The 17,258-nt window shown below is 54.3% G+C and carries 17 protein-coding genes and 2 tRNA genes; 10 read left to right on the forward strand and 9 right to left on the reverse strand.

Annotation, left to right across the window (positions count from 1 at the left end):
- Window positions 1-68 precede the first annotated feature (68 nt).
- Together RJT37_RS16330 and RJT37_RS16335 are read left to right on the forward strand one after the other, a co-directional pair.
- A complete protein-coding gene (locus tag RJT37_RS16330; protein ID WP_313686120.1) occupies window positions 69-500 on the forward strand; it encodes a histone family protein in 432 nt (143 codons plus the stop codon).
- Window positions 501-502: 2 nt separating this feature from the next.
- Window positions 503-1,519, forward strand: a complete 1,017-nt coding sequence (locus RJT37_RS16335) for a histone deacetylase family protein (protein ID WP_313686122.1) — start codon at window positions 503-505, stop codon at window positions 1,517-1,519.
- Window positions 1,520-1,592: 73 nt separating this feature from the next.
- Here the strand turns inward: RJT37_RS16335 and cca are convergent, their stop codons facing one another.
- Window positions 1,593-3,014: a CCA tRNA nucleotidyltransferase gene (gene cca, locus RJT37_RS16340; RefSeq protein WP_313690020.1), complete on the reverse strand. Its 1,422-nt coding sequence runs from the start codon at window positions 3,012-3,014 to the stop codon at window positions 1,593-1,595.
- Window positions 3,015-3,169: 155 nt separating this feature from the next.
- Between cca and RJT37_RS16345 the strand changes: the two genes are divergently transcribed.
- The 3 genes from RJT37_RS16345 to RJT37_RS20805 all read left to right on the forward strand — a co-directional run bounded on the left by RJT37_RS16345 (window position 3,170) and on the right by RJT37_RS20805 (window position 4,009).
- A tRNA-Asn gene (locus RJT37_RS16345) sits at window positions 3,170-3,242 on the forward strand.
- Window positions 3,243-3,349: 107 nt separating this feature from the next.
- Window positions 3,350-3,424, forward strand: a tRNA-Ile gene (locus RJT37_RS16350).
- 498 nt (window positions 3,425-3,922) lie between these two features.
- Window positions 3,923-4,009: a DUF7837 family putative zinc-binding protein gene (locus RJT37_RS20805; RefSeq protein WP_486620754.1), complete on the forward strand. Its 87-nt coding sequence runs from the start codon at window positions 3,923-3,925 to the stop codon at window positions 4,007-4,009.
- A gap of 1,221 nt (window positions 4,010-5,230) precedes the next feature.
- On the opposite strand, the gene RJT37_RS16355 is transcribed toward RJT37_RS20805, so the two are convergent.
- From RJT37_RS16355 to RJT37_RS16370, 4 genes are all read right to left on the reverse strand, one after another.
- Entirely contained in the window at window positions 5,231-6,250 is a 1,020-nt protein-coding gene (locus RJT37_RS16355) for a hypothetical protein (RefSeq protein ID WP_313686124.1), read from the reverse strand.
- A gap of 273 nt (window positions 6,251-6,523) precedes the next feature.
- A complete protein-coding gene (locus RJT37_RS16360; protein WP_313686126.1) occupies window positions 6,524-6,826 on the reverse strand; it encodes a DUF7521 family protein in 303 nt (100 codons plus the stop codon).
- A 2-nt stretch (window positions 6,827-6,828) separates the two neighbouring features.
- A complete protein-coding gene (locus RJT37_RS16365) occupies window positions 6,829-7,254 on the reverse strand; it encodes an ArsR/SmtB family transcription factor (protein WP_313686128.1) in 426 nt (141 codons plus the stop codon).
- Window positions 7,255-8,103: 849 nt separating this feature from the next.
- Entirely contained in the window at window positions 8,104-8,325 is a 222-nt protein-coding gene (locus RJT37_RS16370) for a winged helix-turn-helix domain-containing protein (protein ID WP_313686129.1), read from the reverse strand.
- 357 nt (window positions 8,326-8,682) lie between these two features.
- Between RJT37_RS16370 and RJT37_RS20720 the strand changes: the two genes are divergently transcribed.
- From RJT37_RS20720 to RJT37_RS16385, 4 genes are all read left to right on the forward strand, one after another.
- A complete protein-coding gene (locus tag RJT37_RS20720; protein WP_425604920.1) occupies window positions 8,683-8,988 on the forward strand; it encodes a DUF7344 domain-containing protein in 306 nt (101 codons plus the stop codon).
- A 169-nt stretch (window positions 8,989-9,157) separates the two neighbouring features.
- Window positions 9,158-10,306: a CRISPR-associated protein Cas4 gene (locus tag RJT37_RS16375; protein ID WP_313686130.1), complete on the forward strand. Its 1,149-nt coding sequence runs from the start codon at window positions 9,158-9,160 to the stop codon at window positions 10,304-10,306.
- A gap of 581 nt (window positions 10,307-10,887) precedes the next feature.
- Window positions 10,888-11,415: a helix-turn-helix domain-containing protein gene (locus tag RJT37_RS16380; RefSeq protein ID WP_313686131.1), complete on the forward strand. Its 528-nt coding sequence runs from the start codon at window positions 10,888-10,890 to the stop codon at window positions 11,413-11,415.
- 3 nt (window positions 11,416-11,418) lie between these two features.
- The gene (locus RJT37_RS16385; RefSeq protein ID WP_313686133.1) at window positions 11,419-12,420 is read left to right on the forward strand and encodes a tyrosine-type recombinase/integrase; all 1,002 of its coding nucleotides are present in this window, start codon (window positions 11,419-11,421) and stop codon (window positions 12,418-12,420) included.
- Between the two features lie 69 nt (window positions 12,421-12,489).
- Here RJT37_RS16385 and RJT37_RS16390 read toward each other — a convergent pair whose 3' ends face one another.
- The 3 genes from RJT37_RS16390 to RJT37_RS16400 form a co-directional block, all read right to left on the reverse strand.
- The gene (locus RJT37_RS16390) at window positions 12,490-13,260 is read right to left on the reverse strand and encodes a hypothetical protein (protein WP_313686135.1); all 771 of its coding nucleotides are present in this window, start codon (window positions 13,258-13,260) and stop codon (window positions 12,490-12,492) included.
- A 354-nt stretch (window positions 13,261-13,614) separates the two neighbouring features.
- Window positions 13,615-14,430, reverse strand: a complete 816-nt coding sequence (locus RJT37_RS16395) for an IS5 family transposase (protein ID WP_313684617.1) — start codon at window positions 14,428-14,430, stop codon at window positions 13,615-13,617.
- A gap of 69 nt (window positions 14,431-14,499) precedes the next feature.
- A complete protein-coding gene (locus tag RJT37_RS16400) occupies window positions 14,500-15,312 on the reverse strand; it encodes a tyrosine-type recombinase/integrase (RefSeq protein WP_313686136.1) in 813 nt (270 codons plus the stop codon).
- Window positions 15,313-15,796: 484 nt separating this feature from the next.
- Here RJT37_RS16400 and RJT37_RS16405 point away from each other — a divergent pair, with 484 nt between their 5' ends.
- Complete coding sequence (locus RJT37_RS16405) at window positions 15,797-16,612, forward strand: IS5 family transposase (RefSeq protein ID WP_313684617.1); 816 nt, start codon at window positions 15,797-15,799, stop codon at window positions 16,610-16,612.
- Window positions 16,613-16,916: 304 nt separating this feature from the next.
- On the opposite strand, the gene RJT37_RS16410 is transcribed toward RJT37_RS16405, so the two are convergent.
- The gene (locus RJT37_RS16410; protein ID WP_313686138.1) at window positions 16,917-17,141 is read right to left on the reverse strand and encodes a hypothetical protein; all 225 of its coding nucleotides are present in this window, start codon (window positions 17,139-17,141) and stop codon (window positions 16,917-16,919) included.
- Window positions 17,142-17,258 lie beyond the last annotated feature (117 nt).

The raw sequence follows: 17,258 nt of genomic DNA on the forward strand, positions 1-17,258 counted from the left end.
GCGCCCCTGCGGCCGGCAAACGACGCTACGGAAAGGATTATACGCCGGTCGGACACCATATATCAATAATGAGTGTCGAGTTGCCGTTCGCCCCCGTGGACACTATCATCCGACGGAGAGCCGGCGATCTCCGGGTCAGCGCCGGGGCCGCCGAGGAGCTCGCCCGCCGCGTCCAGGAACACGGCGCGGCGCTCGCCGTCGACGCCGCGGAGCGGGCGGCAGCCGACGGCCGAAAGACGCTGATGGCCGAGGACTTCGACGTCCAGCAGGTCGTGAGCCGCCGGGAACTCGAACTGCCGGTCGCTCCGATCGACCGTATCGCCCGCCTCCGGATCGACGACCGGTACCGCGTCTCGATGGACGCCCGGATCGCCCTCGCGGACATCCTCGAGGACTACGCCGACAACGTCGCGAGCGCGGCCGCGACGCTCGCGCGGCACGCCGACCGGCGAACGATCCAGGCCGAAGACATCCAGACGTACTTCACCCTCTTCGAGTAGCGATGCAGTTCGGCTACAGCGAGACGTGCCTCGCACACGACACGGGCGATCGCCACCCCGAGACGGCCGACCGGCTCCGTGCGATCCGGCGGGCGCTGGCATCGCGACACGGCGTCTCCTACGTCGAGGCTGATCCCGTCGACGAATCGGACGTCGTCGCGGTCCACGACCCCGACTACGTCGCGGAGATCAACGAGTTCTGCGAGGACGGCGGCGGCAACTGGGATCCCGACACGGTCGCCTCCGCCGATACCTGGGACGCCGCACTCGCCTCGGCGGGGCTCTCACAGTGGGCCGCTCGCGCGGCCGTCGAGGGCGCCGAGGGACGTGAAACGCCCTTCGCGCTCGGTCGCCCGCCGGGTCACCACGCCGTCGAGGACGACGCGATGGGCTTTTGCTTCGTCAACAACGCCGCGGTCGCCGCCCGGACGCTCCTGGACGATCCCGAGGCCGAGGTCGAACGCGCGGTCATCTTCGATTGGGACGTCCACCACGGTAACGGCACGCAGGACATCTTCTACGACCAGGAAGACGTCCTTTACGCCTCGATCCACGAGAAGGGACTGTACCCCGGTACGGGCGAGATCGACGAGACCGGCACCGGCGACAGCGCGGGGACGACGCTGAACGTCCCGCTGGCGGCGGGCGCCGGCGACGAGGACTACCTCCTGGTCGTCGAGGAACTGCTCCGTCCCGTCGTCGAAGCGTACGATCCGGACCTGTTCATCGTCAGCGCCGGCTTCGACGCCCACCGGCACGACCCGATCTCCCGGATGCGGGTGTCGACGGAGGGCTATGCCCTCCTGACCGATCGGGTTCGCTCGCTCACCGACGACGTCGGCGCGGCGCTCGCGTTCGTCCTCGAGGGCGGCTACGGACTCGATACGCTCTCGGAGGGCGTCGCGACCGTCCACGAGACGTTCGACGGCCGCGAGCCGATGGAGCCCGACGGCGATCCCGAAGACAAGACTGTCGAGATCGCCGAGGACGTCCGGGACGCACACGACATCGGCGGCTGAGCGACGGGCGGATGCTTCCCGGCAGCAATCTCTCAGGGGCCGGTCGTCGCGTCCTTTTCTGACACACCCGCACTCACGGCTGCGGGTCGAAGTATCTCGCCAGCTCCGTGCCGAACTCCTCGCACAGCGTCGCGACGCCCCGGCCGGCCAGCACCTCGTAGTCCTCCGACAGTGCGGTCTCGACTCGCGCGCCGAGTCCGACTGCGAAGAGTTCCTCCGAGCGGAGGAACTCGACCGCGTCGGTATGCGACCGCTTCCGCTCGACGACGTACCGGTCGCCTTCGATGAACGGTCCGTAGCTTTTGGATCGCTCGTCGGCATCTGCGTCCTCCGCCTCGGTGGCGTCCGTTTCGCTTTCGTCGCTCATCTGGTCGGCGTACGCTTCGAAGAATCCCTCGGCGTGATCTCTGACGTGGACGGGCGGGCCCTCGTGCCGCTCGATCGCCGGGAGCGTCCGGTGGGTGAGTTCGACGAACAGCACGGCGCGGTCGTCCGCGAAGGTCGCCGCGCGGATCGGGCCGAACCCGCGGCGGTCGAGTTCGTCGCGGACGCCCGAGAGAGATTTCCGGAGCTGCGGGTACAGCTGATCGTCGACGATGTCGGGGGCATCGAAAACGACGGCGACGGGGGTGGTCGCACGGCGCTCGACGTGATCTCGAACGTCGGCGGGCGAAAGTGGGTCGGGCTCCCGCGGCTCGAACAGTTCCTCACGCGGGGTGTCGAGGAACTCGCGGGCGTAGTGCTGGAGTCGGCCCACGTTCGCGGCCGAACAGACCGCCGCGACATTCCGCGTGGGGTCTGTCGGATCGACCATCACGAGCGGATCGTCGTGGGACTCGGTTCCGTGCTCCTCGGGGTCGAAGGTCACCGGCGGGTGCCAGCCTGCGGCCGACTGGAGGAGTGCCTCGAACCCGCCCGTTTCGAGCACGAGCAGTTCGGCGAGATAGCCCGAAAAGCCCTCGGTCCGGAGATTGCTTCCGTAGGCGCCGATTCCCTTCAGGAACGCCTTGAACACGCGCACCTCGCCGGCCAGGTCGTCGTCGATCCGATCCCGGAGGTAGGCGTTGTGGTGCGGGGTCCGGTCCACTGCCGACTGGAGTGCTGCGCCGTCGTCGACGTCGTAGCAGGGCACCAGATCGACGTCGAAGCCCTCGAACTTCCCGGCCACGTAGGGGTGCTCGGCGTACTCCTCGTGACCGTCGGGAAGAACCGCGTTGCCGACTGCCAGCCCGTAGCGTTCCAGGGTCTCGCGGTCGAGATCCGGCGGAAACCGGACGAAGAGGTCGATGTCGCGGTCGCCCGCGAGCCACGTCCCGCGGGCGGTCGAACCGACCTGGATCACGTCCGCCTCGACCGGCAGGTCCGCGAGCTGGGCCTCGATCCGCTCGGTGAGCGACTGGACTGCGGCCCGCATCGCGGCGCGCTCTTCCGCGTCGGGTGTGACGCGCTCGCGGATCCGCGCGATCACGCGGCGTCTCTCGTCGGCGTCGGCCATCGTTGTCACGGCTTCGCGTGGGTCCGGCGAAAGGGTGTCGATGCGTCGGGGACGGGTGCCGGGTGGCATCTCCGGTGGTTCGACTCGTCCCTGTGCGGTGAAAACGAAAGCCCTATCATACTACCTCGGTGTAGCAACGTGTGCAGGCAGGCTAAGCCGTCGTAGCTCAGGTGGTAGAGCACCTCGCTGTTAACGAGGTGGTCCCAGGTTCGAGCCCTGGCGACGGCGTCGTTTCTTCCGGACGTCGACTCCCGAGTGGCCGGTATCCCGGATTCGCGGCGGCGATCCGGAAAACGGCAACGTCTAAAAGGGAGACCGCGGAACGGTAGAGTGTCGGGCCCTTAGCTCAGTCTGGTCAGAGCGCTCGGCTCATAACCGGGTGGTCGTGGGTTCGAACCCCACAGGGCCCATCCAGAACATACACGATCCTTAGCCATCGGTATCGGCAGGTAAAGCATCTGTACCGCCGAATTCATCGATTCAGCGGGCTTTCTCCCGCTCGCCTTAGTTTGGAGTCCAACCATACGTTATACGCGGGTCGTCGCCGTCCCGACTTCTGGGATATCCGATGCGCGCGTGCCACTAAGTCAATCGCTTATTGAGGTCGTAACTTGGTAGAAGTGTGTTATAGAAACCTCCGCACGCTCCTCTGCCCAGACCCGCGTGCAAGATACAGCGCGTGAATGTGGTACAAACGGAGAACGGTCCGCAGAGGTGGAACGATCGTTCAGTACAGTATGTTTAGACCGGAATTCCGCCGAACACTTACTTATGAGTATAATTAAGGTACTACTGGAAGCGTGTCACACGCTTCCTTCCCCCCCCTATCCCCTCTCTGGAAAATGACGAGTGATCAATCGAGTCTGGGACGATGTCCAAACTGTAGTGAGGAGATTCCACGGGCTTGGATGCTTATCGAGTACGAAACAGCAGATGGGACAACTGACAATTGGGCTGAGTGCTTAGCTTGTGATACTGTTGTGAGTCCTGAATGACTCCGAAATTGGGGCCACTCCAAGGTATCAACAAGGGGGCTCTCACACTCAGATAGGATTCGCTCAAGACAAGACACTGTCCTATTGAATACTTGATGGAAATCAGGTCTCTTCTCGCAGCCCGGCAGTTGGCCGTTTCTCATTGCCGACGCTGATCAGAGTCCATCTTGACTGGCAGCTCTCGGTCGTGCCGACAGTCTGTGCACGGACAGGAGGTTGAGAGACTCGAAACGAGGGAAGAGAGGCTGAATGGAGGGCTGGGGGATGGGGCGGCGGGTGGCAAGGGACCATCCAGGGCCTCCGCGGGGGGGGCGGGTGGTGGGGACCAGCAGGACTTCTGCTGGCAATTTATCATAACCACCGATGGATAAAGAATCAAACGAATGGTTAAACGTGAATTTAAATCATTTGTACGGCCCCTGGTTCCCCGGGTCCTTACACACGTTCTTCCGGACGCTCACGGCAAAATAGTCTGTTCATATGAGGGTGGCATAGAAGATTTACTACCACCGCTCTTGTGAAGCACATTGTTGATAGAGTGCCGTCCTGCGGTTTCACCGAGACGATCGCAAGCTGAGTCATCAATATAGAGTTCCCCTACGTACCGAACTCAGTCATCCAGGGGAGCGAACAAACGGTATCAACAATCTCCTACAGAAGAGCGTACTACCACAGAGTAAAAATCGCTCAAGTCAGGGGATTCATAGATCATTCGGCGTGGTCTATGAGTATGTATAGTGGTCGTTTGAGCTTTGAGGAGTTTTTTGCTGATCCTATACTTATACAGAGACAAGATGGCGCAGCAGGCACTCTATCCCGTGGTCATAGGCTTGATTGACATTACGTTCGCTGGACTCCTCCTCATTATCGCTCCAATACTTGGAATGATGATGGGTACTGTCGGTCTACTTGTTGTGGGAACGTGTCTCTTTCAACAACTGTATCGTCCTACCACAATTCCTTCATCCCGGATGACGGGTAATGTATAGAAGGGTTACATTCCGATCAGTTCCACACGGAGATCATCCTGCGCGATCTCGTCGATACTCCCCAATCGCCGTGTCTCGACCAGATCTGTGTAGACTGTTCGGAAGTATACGTTGAGAAGTTTTGGCAGGAATTTCGGTAGTGGACCAGAGTTGTCTGAACTCACTCAATCCGAGTGAGCCATATTTTCCGCCCTGATTCATCCAGCTTTTGGTCGAAAGATGGGCAACGGAATCAGCGGCGACGCCAGGCGATGTATCCACCCACTACAGCTATAATCACTACGATAGCTGCTATCGACTGATAGACTGTTGATGCGGGGCTCTGTCGGGAGTTCCACTCTTCCATCCAGTCTTCTTCGAGTGATTCGGCCCGATCTTGAACGTCATCAAATTCGAAGTCGTCGATGCGGAGTGCTGCGGTTTGGTTTGCAGCGACAGCCGACTCATTATGGACTCTCCGGAAGTGTTGCGCCGTCTCGTTTCCGCGTTCGGGAACTGACGACACGTTCATTGCGATTGCTTCACTCGTTCCAGCTATTACGGAGAGGGGTTCACTGACACTGCTATATCCCAGATGATCCGAGAGATCGCTTTTCGCGTCGAGTGTCACTGCGTACTGGGTGTAGAGTTGCTGGGGATCGACATTAGTTCCGTTCTCCCGCTGTTCGAGTAGATTGATGAGGGCCGTCGCATTCGATCGGTACGCAGTCGAATCGTTGTCGAAGGAGCGAAGTTCTGGGTGCAGTTCGCGTGCGGTTTCATTAAATTCAGAGATCTGGGGTGCTGCCTCAACTGACGCGTTATAGACCGTCGTTCCGTTTTCGCTGACGGTTTTCATTCGCTCTATGTACACGAGGGTCTCGTCGATGGCTGTAGCTGTTGAGGATACGTTGGTTGCTGCCGCGCTGGCGTTCTGTGATGTCGTGCGGAGTTGACTGATGTCTTCTGCTCCGAGGTCTTGAACGGCACGTCGTTGGGCGAGTGCTGTAATTACCGATTCAGCAGTCGATTCTGAGGTGACCCGCTCACTATTCGTATATATGTCGATGCCACTGGCCCAGGGGAAGACGTTCTCGTGCCGGTAGACGCTGTACTGTTGTCCGTCAACAGTGACATCCGCAATATGGGTTGTATCTTGATCCAGTAGTACCGGTTGTGGACTTGAAGCTCCTTGTGCAAGCGCGGCCATCGGCGTTGCGCCCACTAAGAGCATTATTACAGCAAGACTGGTAACCAGTTTTCGTCCTTTCATCGTCCACGTGTGACATTATGTTCCGCCAATAAGGAAGGAGATGGAGAGTTACAAATGGCGAAACTGAAGAGAGTCCTCAAGCTGAAATCAACAGCAGCGAGTATCTTAAGAGATTTTTGTTGAACTTGACTCGGAACATAAAACCCACTGAGAATTTCCTCATCTCCGTTATCAGTTCCGGGTTCAGAGAAGCCTCGCAACAGGAGGCGCTAAATGAAGATAACCGGTACCAAGTCCGAAACGTGGCCTTCGACTCGTTTTCGGAGTATCCAATCAGTATCGAGAGAGCGCATAAAAAATCACGACGAGTCCCGCGGTAATCAGCAGGCTATCAATCGTTTGGAGTGCGAGTGATTCACGTCCGCCAAGATGGTAATCTCGACGAATACCGAGCTGATATATGATATCGAGCAATCCACCTAACGTGATGAGCGCGAAGCCTCCTGAAGCGAGACGGAGGCTGTGTTCCTGGACGCGAAGGTAGGCTCGATAGCTGAGCGCTGTCAAGGCTCCTCCAGCGATGAACAAGAGTGAATTGGCTACGAGAAAACTCCAGAACTCCGGCGGTTCAGCCATAGTTACCCACTACTGAGATCAGAAGAGGATCCATCACGATGAGGCGAGTTGGCGTTCGCATCTTTCGAGATGTCTTCTGCTCCCTTCTCCAAATCGGTCCAGAAGTCCGTGAATTTGTCACTATAGTCCTTCTTGAGCTGGATATCGATATCGAACTGCCCGTCATCAACCCGGAACCGTGCCTCCTTGAGATTCGTTTTGAACTGCTTAGAGTGGTGGCCACCATCGTCGATGTCTCTCTGCTCGTCCAGCATATCGTATTCTTGGAGCGCGTGAATCCGTCGATAAATCGTTGGCTCCGAGACATCACAGTGTTCGGCAAGTTCGGTAGCTGACAGGGGTCGGAGGCTGGCTAACGCGAGAATTTGCCGAGCAACCTCACTCCCGAGGACATCGAACACGTTCTCTGGCTCCCATTCTTTGCTCACAGTCTATACCACCTCTGTTGATTTCCCGCATATGTACGATTGAGGGTCGGTTTCACGATCCGAAGCCGTGCCGGTCAACCGTTCGTATTTAGTTGTTGCTACGGTTGTCGTATCAATCTTTCCCGATAAGATGGTTTCATAGTGGAAGGGGGAAGGCGAGGGTAGGGAGCTACAGACGAGGGGGGCACGACGAATCGAACTCTCTGGGATCTGTTTTCCACCGGTTGCTGGGGTATCGTGATATCCGTTGTTCATTGTGTTTGGTCGGATATCATTAATACCCAACTGTCCGTTTGTACCTGTCCCTTGTTAATCAGTCTCCGGGATTCATATTCCGAAACTGTGCTCAACAGTAATACACACGAAGAACCTCAATATGTTACACGTTCCCAACCCTCTTCATTTCACTTGGAAAAAGTCACCCAGTAGCGATTTTGTCCCAGGCTTCGGCACATTCCTCACAGAGATAGCCCGTGAACCCATCGACTTCGTATTTGTGAACTGCTTTGTCTTTCTGACACCGCTCACATTTCATTATCGATTGTTCACAAATACAGGGACAAATAATCCTTGTCGATTCCTAATAACCCACAAACATTACTGTTAATGCTTGGGGTGGGTAGTCGGAACAGACTATCCTATCCCCTGTCCTCTCTCCCCCTTGGTGTTACTCAGTACGCAGGCAGACTCCTACGGCTGATTCGGCTGTGAAATCGTGAAACAAATCACCGTGACACGGGCTCTATGATACCCAGTCCGTCGAGCCGAGTAGTCTGCCTTGTGTAGAATAGTCGCTGAAGGATTCTGACCTAAGGTTTAGAGGAGAGGAAGCTCAGCTGTTGTGTGACCTTATTTGCTCGGATACCACCATACTGAGGCGGTCTCGCCTACTTTTTTCATTTCGATTTTCCCATCTTCCGAGAGCCTCTTCAGCCGATCAAATGTTCCTCGCCTGCCGAGACCGATCTCCTTAGCAACCTCTTGAGTAGTGAGAACCGGATCAGAAGCTTCCTGAAGGACTTCCAAGATTTCAGCGTCCGAGACAGTTGGGTCCCGGCCAGGTCCAGCCATCTATTTGACGTGGGCAGTGCAGTCAGAAAGGAATTAGCTCGTTTATAGGAATTAGTTCCTAGAAAGGTTCTAATATGCGGCGTATAAATGGTATTGACGATGTTTGGGATCCCCCCGGTGAGGAAGAACGAGGGTCTGGCCAGAGTAGCGAGGATGTTTCGGCCACGGAGGTCGCTGAGGTGATGACCTATGGAGGATATCCCACCGCAGGTGACACAGTTTACCGCTCAGTCCTTATCAGCGATTCACCACGGATTACGGTCCTCACGACGTCGGTTAGTCATCGGTCTTGTTAGTTATAGAGCCCTCTCATCGTTTAACAGGGACACGCAGATAGATGAGGCGCAGGCACAACGGATGGAGTCAGAGTACCTCATTAGTGTGAGTCAGCTGGCGCGAGAAGTCGTCTCAATTGAGGATGACGTCCCGCTAAGCCACGCTACAGGTGATGCGTATCATAACGCCTACACGACGTTAATCCAGACTCATTTGCCGAAATTAGATAGTCTCGGTGCGATCAAATATGACGATGATCGCAAGCAGGTCGGACCTGACCAGAACCTCCTGGCTATGGCGATGGTAGCAACAACCACGTCTCCTGTCGCGCAGATACTCTTTCACAACGCGCTTTCAGATCACGATCTAGGCGGGAGACAGTCTTAATCAGGCTCAACCGGCGATTGATGATACCCTCCGAGTTCATCATTCGATTCGTGCTACTACCAAATCAAGGTCTATTCTCACGTCGGAACAGCACTGTCGGACCAAAATCAATCACCCGAACACAGTCTCCTCGGGGAGAGATCCTATCCACAGGCAGTCGGGAGATCTAATGAGCAACTCGAAAAACCCGCGTGCGTATTCCGACGGCCCTCATCGACGAGAAGAGTCGGTGGACTCCGTGTCTGGTAAACCAGATCCTCCTTCAGACCGAATTTCCACCGATTCCTTTGATAAGTGGTACAAGGAGCGGCAATACCGGCAGAATATCTTGGAGGGAACCCACTACTTCAACGGACCCGGGAAGATCACTCCTCCTAGACGACTTAGCCCGAGCAAGCTGTTACAATGCCATCGAAAAACCGTCTATAAGCAACGGAATGCGCCTGAAGAATCGGGCGATCCAACTGGTATATATTGGTTTGGGACGGAGTTTGAAGAACAAATTATCGTTCCATTTCTACAGGAAGCGGTTGTAGGACAGAGAGAATACGTAGCGAATTCACTCTGGGTGGATTATACTGTAGAGACTGACGCTGGGGAGCTACGGATCAAAGGTGCAACTGACCCGGTTATCGTTACAGCAGACGCAGAGCCTGTGTTACTCACAGAGATCAAGACCAGGCGCTCGATAGAGAATACTAATGCACCGAGCAGGCGTCACAAAGCTCAAACCCACGCTTACCTGAAAGGGCTGTCAGAAAAATACGATCGATCGATTTCTGAGGCAGTGATACTGTATGGCAGTCGGACTACGTTTGATATTAAGCCGTTCAGGATTGAGTTCGATCCCTACTTTTGGCGAGAGACTGTTCTTAATTGGGCGCAGAATCACGCAGAATACCGGTTGAATGACGAGCTCCCACCAGCAGAACCGGAGTCTAGCTGGGAGTGCGATTACTGTTCATACAGTGAACGTTGCGGAAAGGGTCAGCGGCAGTTTGATGATATCGGTCCGAAAGGATTACTACCCGGATTCACCGGATACCCGAGAGAAAAACTAGTTGAATATCTCGAAGCTCACGATCAAGCCAAGCTCACACCATCATTAGCACACTCGCATCCCGACTTGGCTGATGAGTACGGTGCGCTCGACTGGAAATGTAGGGGTTGTGGTAACTCAGTCGCGTGGGATGCTATCGAGTGGGATGGAGACACTTCAAAACCTCCGCAATGTCCAGAATGTGTAAACAAGGGATCCACTGTCCTCGTTGATCCAGCCCCAGAGGAGCAACTCGGAGATGAGAAGGATGGGTGGTAGTTGGATCCAACGCGATAACCTACGTGAGAGCTGGTTAGTGCTGGTATTAGGTACAGAAAGTGGAACACCATCTACACCAGGCACTTCCAGTCTATACTGGGAGATAGGACTCGGAAATTCCGACACATTAGCAGACACAAGGGCACAGCAGATCGGATACGACGGCATCACGAGCGAATCAGAGCTAATAGATAATCTCCTAACGGAAATGGACCAGTACCGATACGACGACACCATCATAATAACTCCCTCAGAGAGCACGTTACAGTTACTACGACGTCGAATTATCGCTACAAACACCCAGAAAGAATCCCTGAGAGGATTTGCTCATATCTGTATTGAAAGGCAACTATCTCGTTATTTCGGGCAATCACGCACTGAACAAGATTTAGATCACGAATCGATCCCAGCACCACGGGAGACCAGTGGAGGACAAAACGAGATTGTAAGCGCTGGAGCCGTTCGTGAAATCTGGGAGAGTTGGCAGCAATTATTCCGGCTTTTACCCGCTGAACAACTCACGGGGCAGAAACTATGAGAGAGATCGCCCAGAACAGTGTACCGTCAGAGAGGAATAGAATATGAGCGAGACAAACTCTGAATCAGCGTTTACGCGCCGGAAGTTCACGATAACTGAGTCGCTCGACGCAGTACTAGAGGAGATGGCTGAGCAGAATTACCAAGGGAACGTAAGTCTCTGTCTGCGAGCGGCAATCGAAGATCACAAACAAACGCTTGACGGGACAGATTCGGGCTTGATGACTCAACAGTTGGCGAACCGGATCAACGACATCGAAGTTCAACAAAACCGTGTACTGGATACACTGAACGAGATTGAGTCGCATCTGGATCAGCAACAGACACAATCTGGGACGTCTAAATTCGATAGCAACGATCTACCGGGGGAAGCAGAACGAATTCTTAATGAATTAGAGTCGGCGGAGTCAGGACTTCGAGTGGATGGGCTTGCTGAACGACTAGGCTTACCGACGTCACGAGTTCAACCCGTCTTGAGTTCGTTACTGGATTATGGGCTTGTAGCGGCTAACGATAGCGCACCGGGCCGATACTATCTGATGGGGCTCACCGAGGATAACAGGAGGTCCTGATCTATGACATATGGTTCAACCGGCGAATCACTGCGGGTACCAGACGACTACGCGCAAGAATATCTATCCGTCAATGCGAATGTATCGCTCGAACCTTCGACAGTCTCCAGGTACGATTCGACCTTAACAGAGTATGTCGAATTCCTCCATAACAACGACAAGACAGTACTCACCGCAGAATTCCCAGACGTAATAGAATTTGTGGAGGACTGTGTTCGCTCCGGTAATCGTCAGAGTACGATTAGTAGCAAGGTTTCTACGATCGCTGAATTATATCGCTATATCCGTTTGCGTACAGACGCTGGCGAAGAGTTACGACTCGACCCAATTCAGTTTCGAGAGATCGATCTCAATCAGTATAATGTCCCCCAGCCGATTGAACGCGAAGCTTTGTCGAAAGAGGAGATAAGGCGGTTATTCGACTCCTTTGAGAGCTATCGGAACAGATTGATGGCTATTGTCGGGGTCGAGACGGGCCTTCGCAACTCAGATATCCGTAACCTCCGAACGGAGGATGTTCAGTCGGATCAGCTGCATATCTACGATCCTAAAAACTCAAAACCATACGATGTACCGATTAGTGATCAACTCTCCTTTGAGTTCGATGTGTGGTTCAAGCATCACCGGCCTGGGTTTGCATTGGCATCAGATAGCGAGTTTGTTTTCCCGAGTCAAACAGGCACAAGGCTGGCATCGAATAGCAGCCTCAACACGATTATCAAGACTGCTGCTGAGCGTGCTGGAATCCAAGATGTAATTGGCACCTCCCAATTATCTGAGTCCGCCCAAGAACGGTTAGATACCGATAAGAACCGGTGTGAGTGGAAGCGAGTGACCGTTTATACACTTCGCCACTCGTTCATTACGCTGCTTGAAGAGGCAGGTGTGAATCTATCGTACCGACAGCTAGTCGCTAATCATTCAAACCCCTCAACAACCCTCAATTATTCGCACGGTGGCAGCCAATTCGATGCGATTCGTGACCAGTATGATCCTCCCCGCTGACTCCCGAGGTCAGCACACAAACAAAACCCAGCAAACAATTCATTTTTTCTCACATAGATAAGATATCTCTTAGTCCAGATCTTTAGCTGAGTATTCTACGCTCCATTTGTACTTGGATATCATACCGGGTGTAAGTAAGCGAGCAACACTAATAGTGAAATAAAGCCAAATTCCAACCGCAGGAACGGATTGTTCCATTTTTCCTCTGGGTGTATCAAAAGTCATCGAAATCCGTGTATCGTGTTCTTCCAATATTTTGCTAATGCTGATAATATAACTGTAAAGTGCTAAATCTCTTTCCAACAGCTTTCTTCTGACATCAAGTAGTGACCCCAGCAAGATCGGACCAAACTTCGCAAAGTCTCGATTGACGGCTTCCTTCACAGGGGATTCAGTACTCTGTTGATTCAATAGTCTTCGACTGAAGCGATCGAGCGAGTCGATGAACAACGAACCTAAAGAGACCTTGCTCCAAAACCTTGTAGTCCGAGTTAACATAGAGGCGATTGCTTCCTGAGGGAACCCATCGATCTCCTGTTCCTCCGCTAAGACTTCTATATGCTGATACGCATCATCCTGACCTAACTGCCACTTAGAATAGTACAATAGAAAATGTCTGGTCTGTCGAAAGTAACTGAACGGAGTTTCTTGATCAAATACTTGATCTGCACCTTCAATATATTGTGATTTAGACAATATCTCTATGGCTTCTTGATACCCTTGATCCGTCCCTTGCTTTCTCGATATCAGAATGGAAGAAACTGCTGTCGCCAGATCAAGAATGAGATAGACTGCTCCAGATTCTTCTTCAGAAAAAGTGTATAGTTCATCTTCAGTCACTTCTTCGGTTATTTCGATTTTTCTTCTAACTCTTTTAATTTCTTTCCGCAAGTAAACTGGGACCCAATCGTAGGAGCTGTAAAGTAAAATCGTGAACCCGAAAATGAACGACAATCGATCCGCCTCATCATTGAACTCTTCATGCCTTGTTGAACGCAAGACAGCGACGGGGTAGGGTCGATTGTTTGTAGTCTCACGCTGTCAGAGGTGCGTTCTTACAGTCAGAAGATACAGCGGCTGTTACTGACAGCGGTTGCCGAAGGGTCAAAACTATGGTATCTTGCTTCGTTGTTTCGGTGACGACGGCGATGCCTCTCCCGGATACGTCCGGAGAAGGGGAGCAGGCGGCGAGCCCTAACTCGCCGCCTGCGTTAGGTTATGGACGATGCACTTCCGAGTCAGCTCCCGGAACTGGCCGTGCCAGCTCCGGGAGCGGAGCTTCTCGCCGTCGTCTTCTTTCAACTGCGAGAAGCCCGTCTCACTCATCCAGCGTTGGTTGTAATCCTCGGTCATTCGGGCGTTGTGGGCCTTCTGCAACGGTGTTTGTTCCCTGTGCTTGATCAGTGGTCGCGTTGAGTTCGAGCGACACTCCTCACGGAGTTCGCCCCACGAGTAGTTCGCGTCAGCAGACAATACACGCAGGTCTTCCGCGTTCCGGCGGAAGACCTGCATCCCGATGTGGCCGTCCCACGCCTTCTGTGTCGTGAAATGAACGTCTTTGATCGCTAGCGAGTTCACGTCGATCAAGATGGTTGTCTTCATCGACTGGAACGAGTAGTTCGCACGGTCACGGTAGTGATAGCTGGTCTGATCACGCTGGAAGCCACTTGCATCGATTGCGGCTTCACCACTCCAGCCCGCCTGCTCCGCCGAAGCGCGGAGCAGGCGGCGGAGTTCACGCATCCGATACTCGTCTTCCCACCGGCAGAACGAACTGTAGTGTGGTGCCTCGTTGAGATCAAATACGGCGAGGATACCGGGCATCTCGTTGAGGTAGTCTTCAGTCTCACGAAGACTCTTCTCCAACTCAACGCGGAACAAAATCAACGCAATCTGTGTCCACTTGGCGTACCCGTCCGCGCCGTTCGGCGCGGCGGGTACGTCAGGGTCATCTACGTGCTGTTTGGCAAGATCTCGACACATCCGAGCGAGCCGTCTGAGCGATCCCATATCGCCAGACGGCGTCCAATTCCCGGTTAGCTTGACGGTATTTTCCTGTGAGAGCGTCTGAAACTACAGTCAGCTAGCGGCAAAACAAGGCAACTCTACCTGTGAATCCTGTGTATTCTCAGGATCCTCATCACCAAACTTATTTTGACCGTTGAGCACGGACTGGCTCGTCCGCCGAATATCTCGGCGGATCGTGGACAGACTAGCCCGACCAGCGGGAGTTGTAATGAGGGGTTCAGGATTCTCATCAACGCTCTCAACCCGCGTGTATCTGAGGTACGTCTCTAGCGCATCTCGTGCCGGTTGACTGAGCTTCACTTCTCTGGGCTCAGCCTCACTAAGTTTGTCAGCGCTCGGTAGTGTGAGTGTATCCAATGACGAGTCTAGATCTTCAGTGTTGAGTCTCCTGACTCTGCTCACTCGAAGGCCTTCGGTGGCGATCAATTCGAACACTAAGTGGGCGCGCGTTCCGAACTCGGACTGCCGTAAATACGATAAGAGGGTTTGTATGCTGTCACGCATAGGATCGTCAACAGTTGACTCATCGAAGACTTCGAGTGAAATATTGTCGTGTGTGCGTACGTGGTCGGTCATAGCGGTCCGGATTCGAGCGCGGACGATGTCGGGGCGCTTGCCCCAGTGATACGCAAGGAAAACAGCGATTGAGGATAGCTCCCCGCGTACCGTACTCGGGCTCTGCGATTCTAATTGCTTGATAAGGTGCTTAGCAGCGGGTTGCGTCGTTTGGTTAGCGATGTCTATCCCGTGCTCGTCGCAGTAACTCACAAACTGTTTGATCGACACCTTGTACGATCGAAGGGTTGCAGCGGTTACCTTACCGGCGAGGTTATTCAGAAACTCTTCAATCACGTCTTCCGTCATCGGTCCGCACCTCTCCCAGGTGAATACGCACCTTGACCTGGTTCCGGAAACGCTTCTTTGCTCGATGTCTTTATTCGCTCTAACATCACCTGTTACTTGGTCTGTCAGGTGATTGGTTTTTTCTACAAACCGGGTTTTGAGCGGTTTTATAAGACCTTGAATTACTTTGAGTGATTGAATCGATTCCGCTGAGAGATTCCTATTTTTTCGTGGGAGGTCAGATGAACGTTATTGAGATGACTCACCTATGCGTTCTGTATAGGCATCTTCAAACAAACCCTCATAGTGCGAAGGTATTTTTAGATGATCTAAAGATAACGCGTAGCAAGCACTCAATATGTCTTCCTTAGTCAAGTCTTGAGTTAATCCGTCACCATCGGGAGAGAGTATCTTGCCTTGTTTTGCCGCTAGCTGACTGTAGTTTCAGACGCTCTCACAGGAAAATACCGTCAAGCTAACCGGGAATTGGACGCCGTCTGGCGATATGGGATCGCTCAGACGGCTCGCTCGGATGTGTCGAGATCTTGCCAAACAGCACGTAGATGACCCTGACGTACCCGCCGCGCCGAACGGCGCGGACGGGTACGCCAAGTGGACACAGATTGCGTTGATTTTGTTCCGCGTTGAGTTGGAGAAGAGTCTTCGTGAGACTGAAGACTACCTCAACGAGATGCCCGGTATCCTCGCCGTATTTGATCTCAACGAGGCACCACACTACAGTTCGTTCTGCCGGTGGGAAGACGAGTATCGGATGCGTGAACTCCGCCGCCTGCTCCGCGCTTCGGCGGAGCAGGCGGGCTGGAGTGGTGAAGCCGCAATCGATGCAAGTGGCTTCCAGCGTGATCAGACCAGCTATCACTACCGTGACCGTGCGAACTACTCGTTCCAGTCGATGAAGACAACCATCTTGATCGACGTGAACTCGCTAGCGATCAAAGACGTTCATTTCACGACACAGAAGGCGTGGGACGGCCACATCGGGATGCAGGTCTTCCGCCGGAACGCGGAAGACCTGCGTGTATTGTCTGCTGACGCGAACTACTCGTGGGGCGAACTCCGTGAGGAGTGTCGCTCGAACTCAACGCGACCACTGATCAAGCACAGGGAACAAACACCGTTGCAGAAGGCCCACAACGCCCGAATGACCGAGGATTACAACCAACGCTGGATGAGTGAGACGGGCTTCTCGCAGTTGAAAGAAGACGACGGCGAGAAGCTCCGCTCCCGGAGCTGGCACGGCCAGTTCCGGGAGCTGACTCGGAAGTGCATCGTCCATAACCTAACGCAGGCGGCGAGTTAGGGCTCGCCGCCTGCTCCCCTTCTCCGGACGTATCCGGGAGAGGCATCGCCGTCGTCACCGAAACAACGAAGCAAGATACCATAGTTTTGACCCTTCGGCAACCGCTGTCAGTAACAGCCGCTGTATCTTCTGACTGTAAGAACGCACCTCTGACAGCGTGAGACTACAAACAATCGACCCTACCCCGTCGCTGTCTTGCGTTCAACAAGGCATCTCTCCTCCAATTAAGAAATGATATGATCGTCGAATACGTGATCTGCTACGCCGCTAAACGCCTCCAAATGAACCGCTGCAACCTGAGCCGCTAATCGTACTCTTCCTCGTCGCGATGCTGGTCGGGATTCGCCACCTCGCGCGCTGCACCGGACTTGTCGTGATAGCGATCCTCTTCCTTGTCGCGGGCTTCCGGTGGAAGTTCGCTCTCCACGTCCTCTCCCCCGCGGCTGTCGAGTTCTTCGGGTTCCGGTGCGCCTTTGGGCGTCTCGCCTTCAGCAGTCGCTCCGTCTTTCCTGTCTGAAGATTCAGTCACACCCAGTTTCGGCTCTCCTCGGCAAAATGCCTTGGGGCGTTTCTAACTCCCCGTGGTGATCAGACTGAAACACACCTCGGCGGTCACTGCATCCTCTGTTCTGTACGATTTCTGTTT

The sequence above is a fragment of the Halobellus marinus genome, from assembly GCF_032113415.1.
GTDB lineage: Archaea > Halobacteriota > Halobacteria > Halobacteriales > Haloferacaceae > Haloquadratum > Haloquadratum marinus.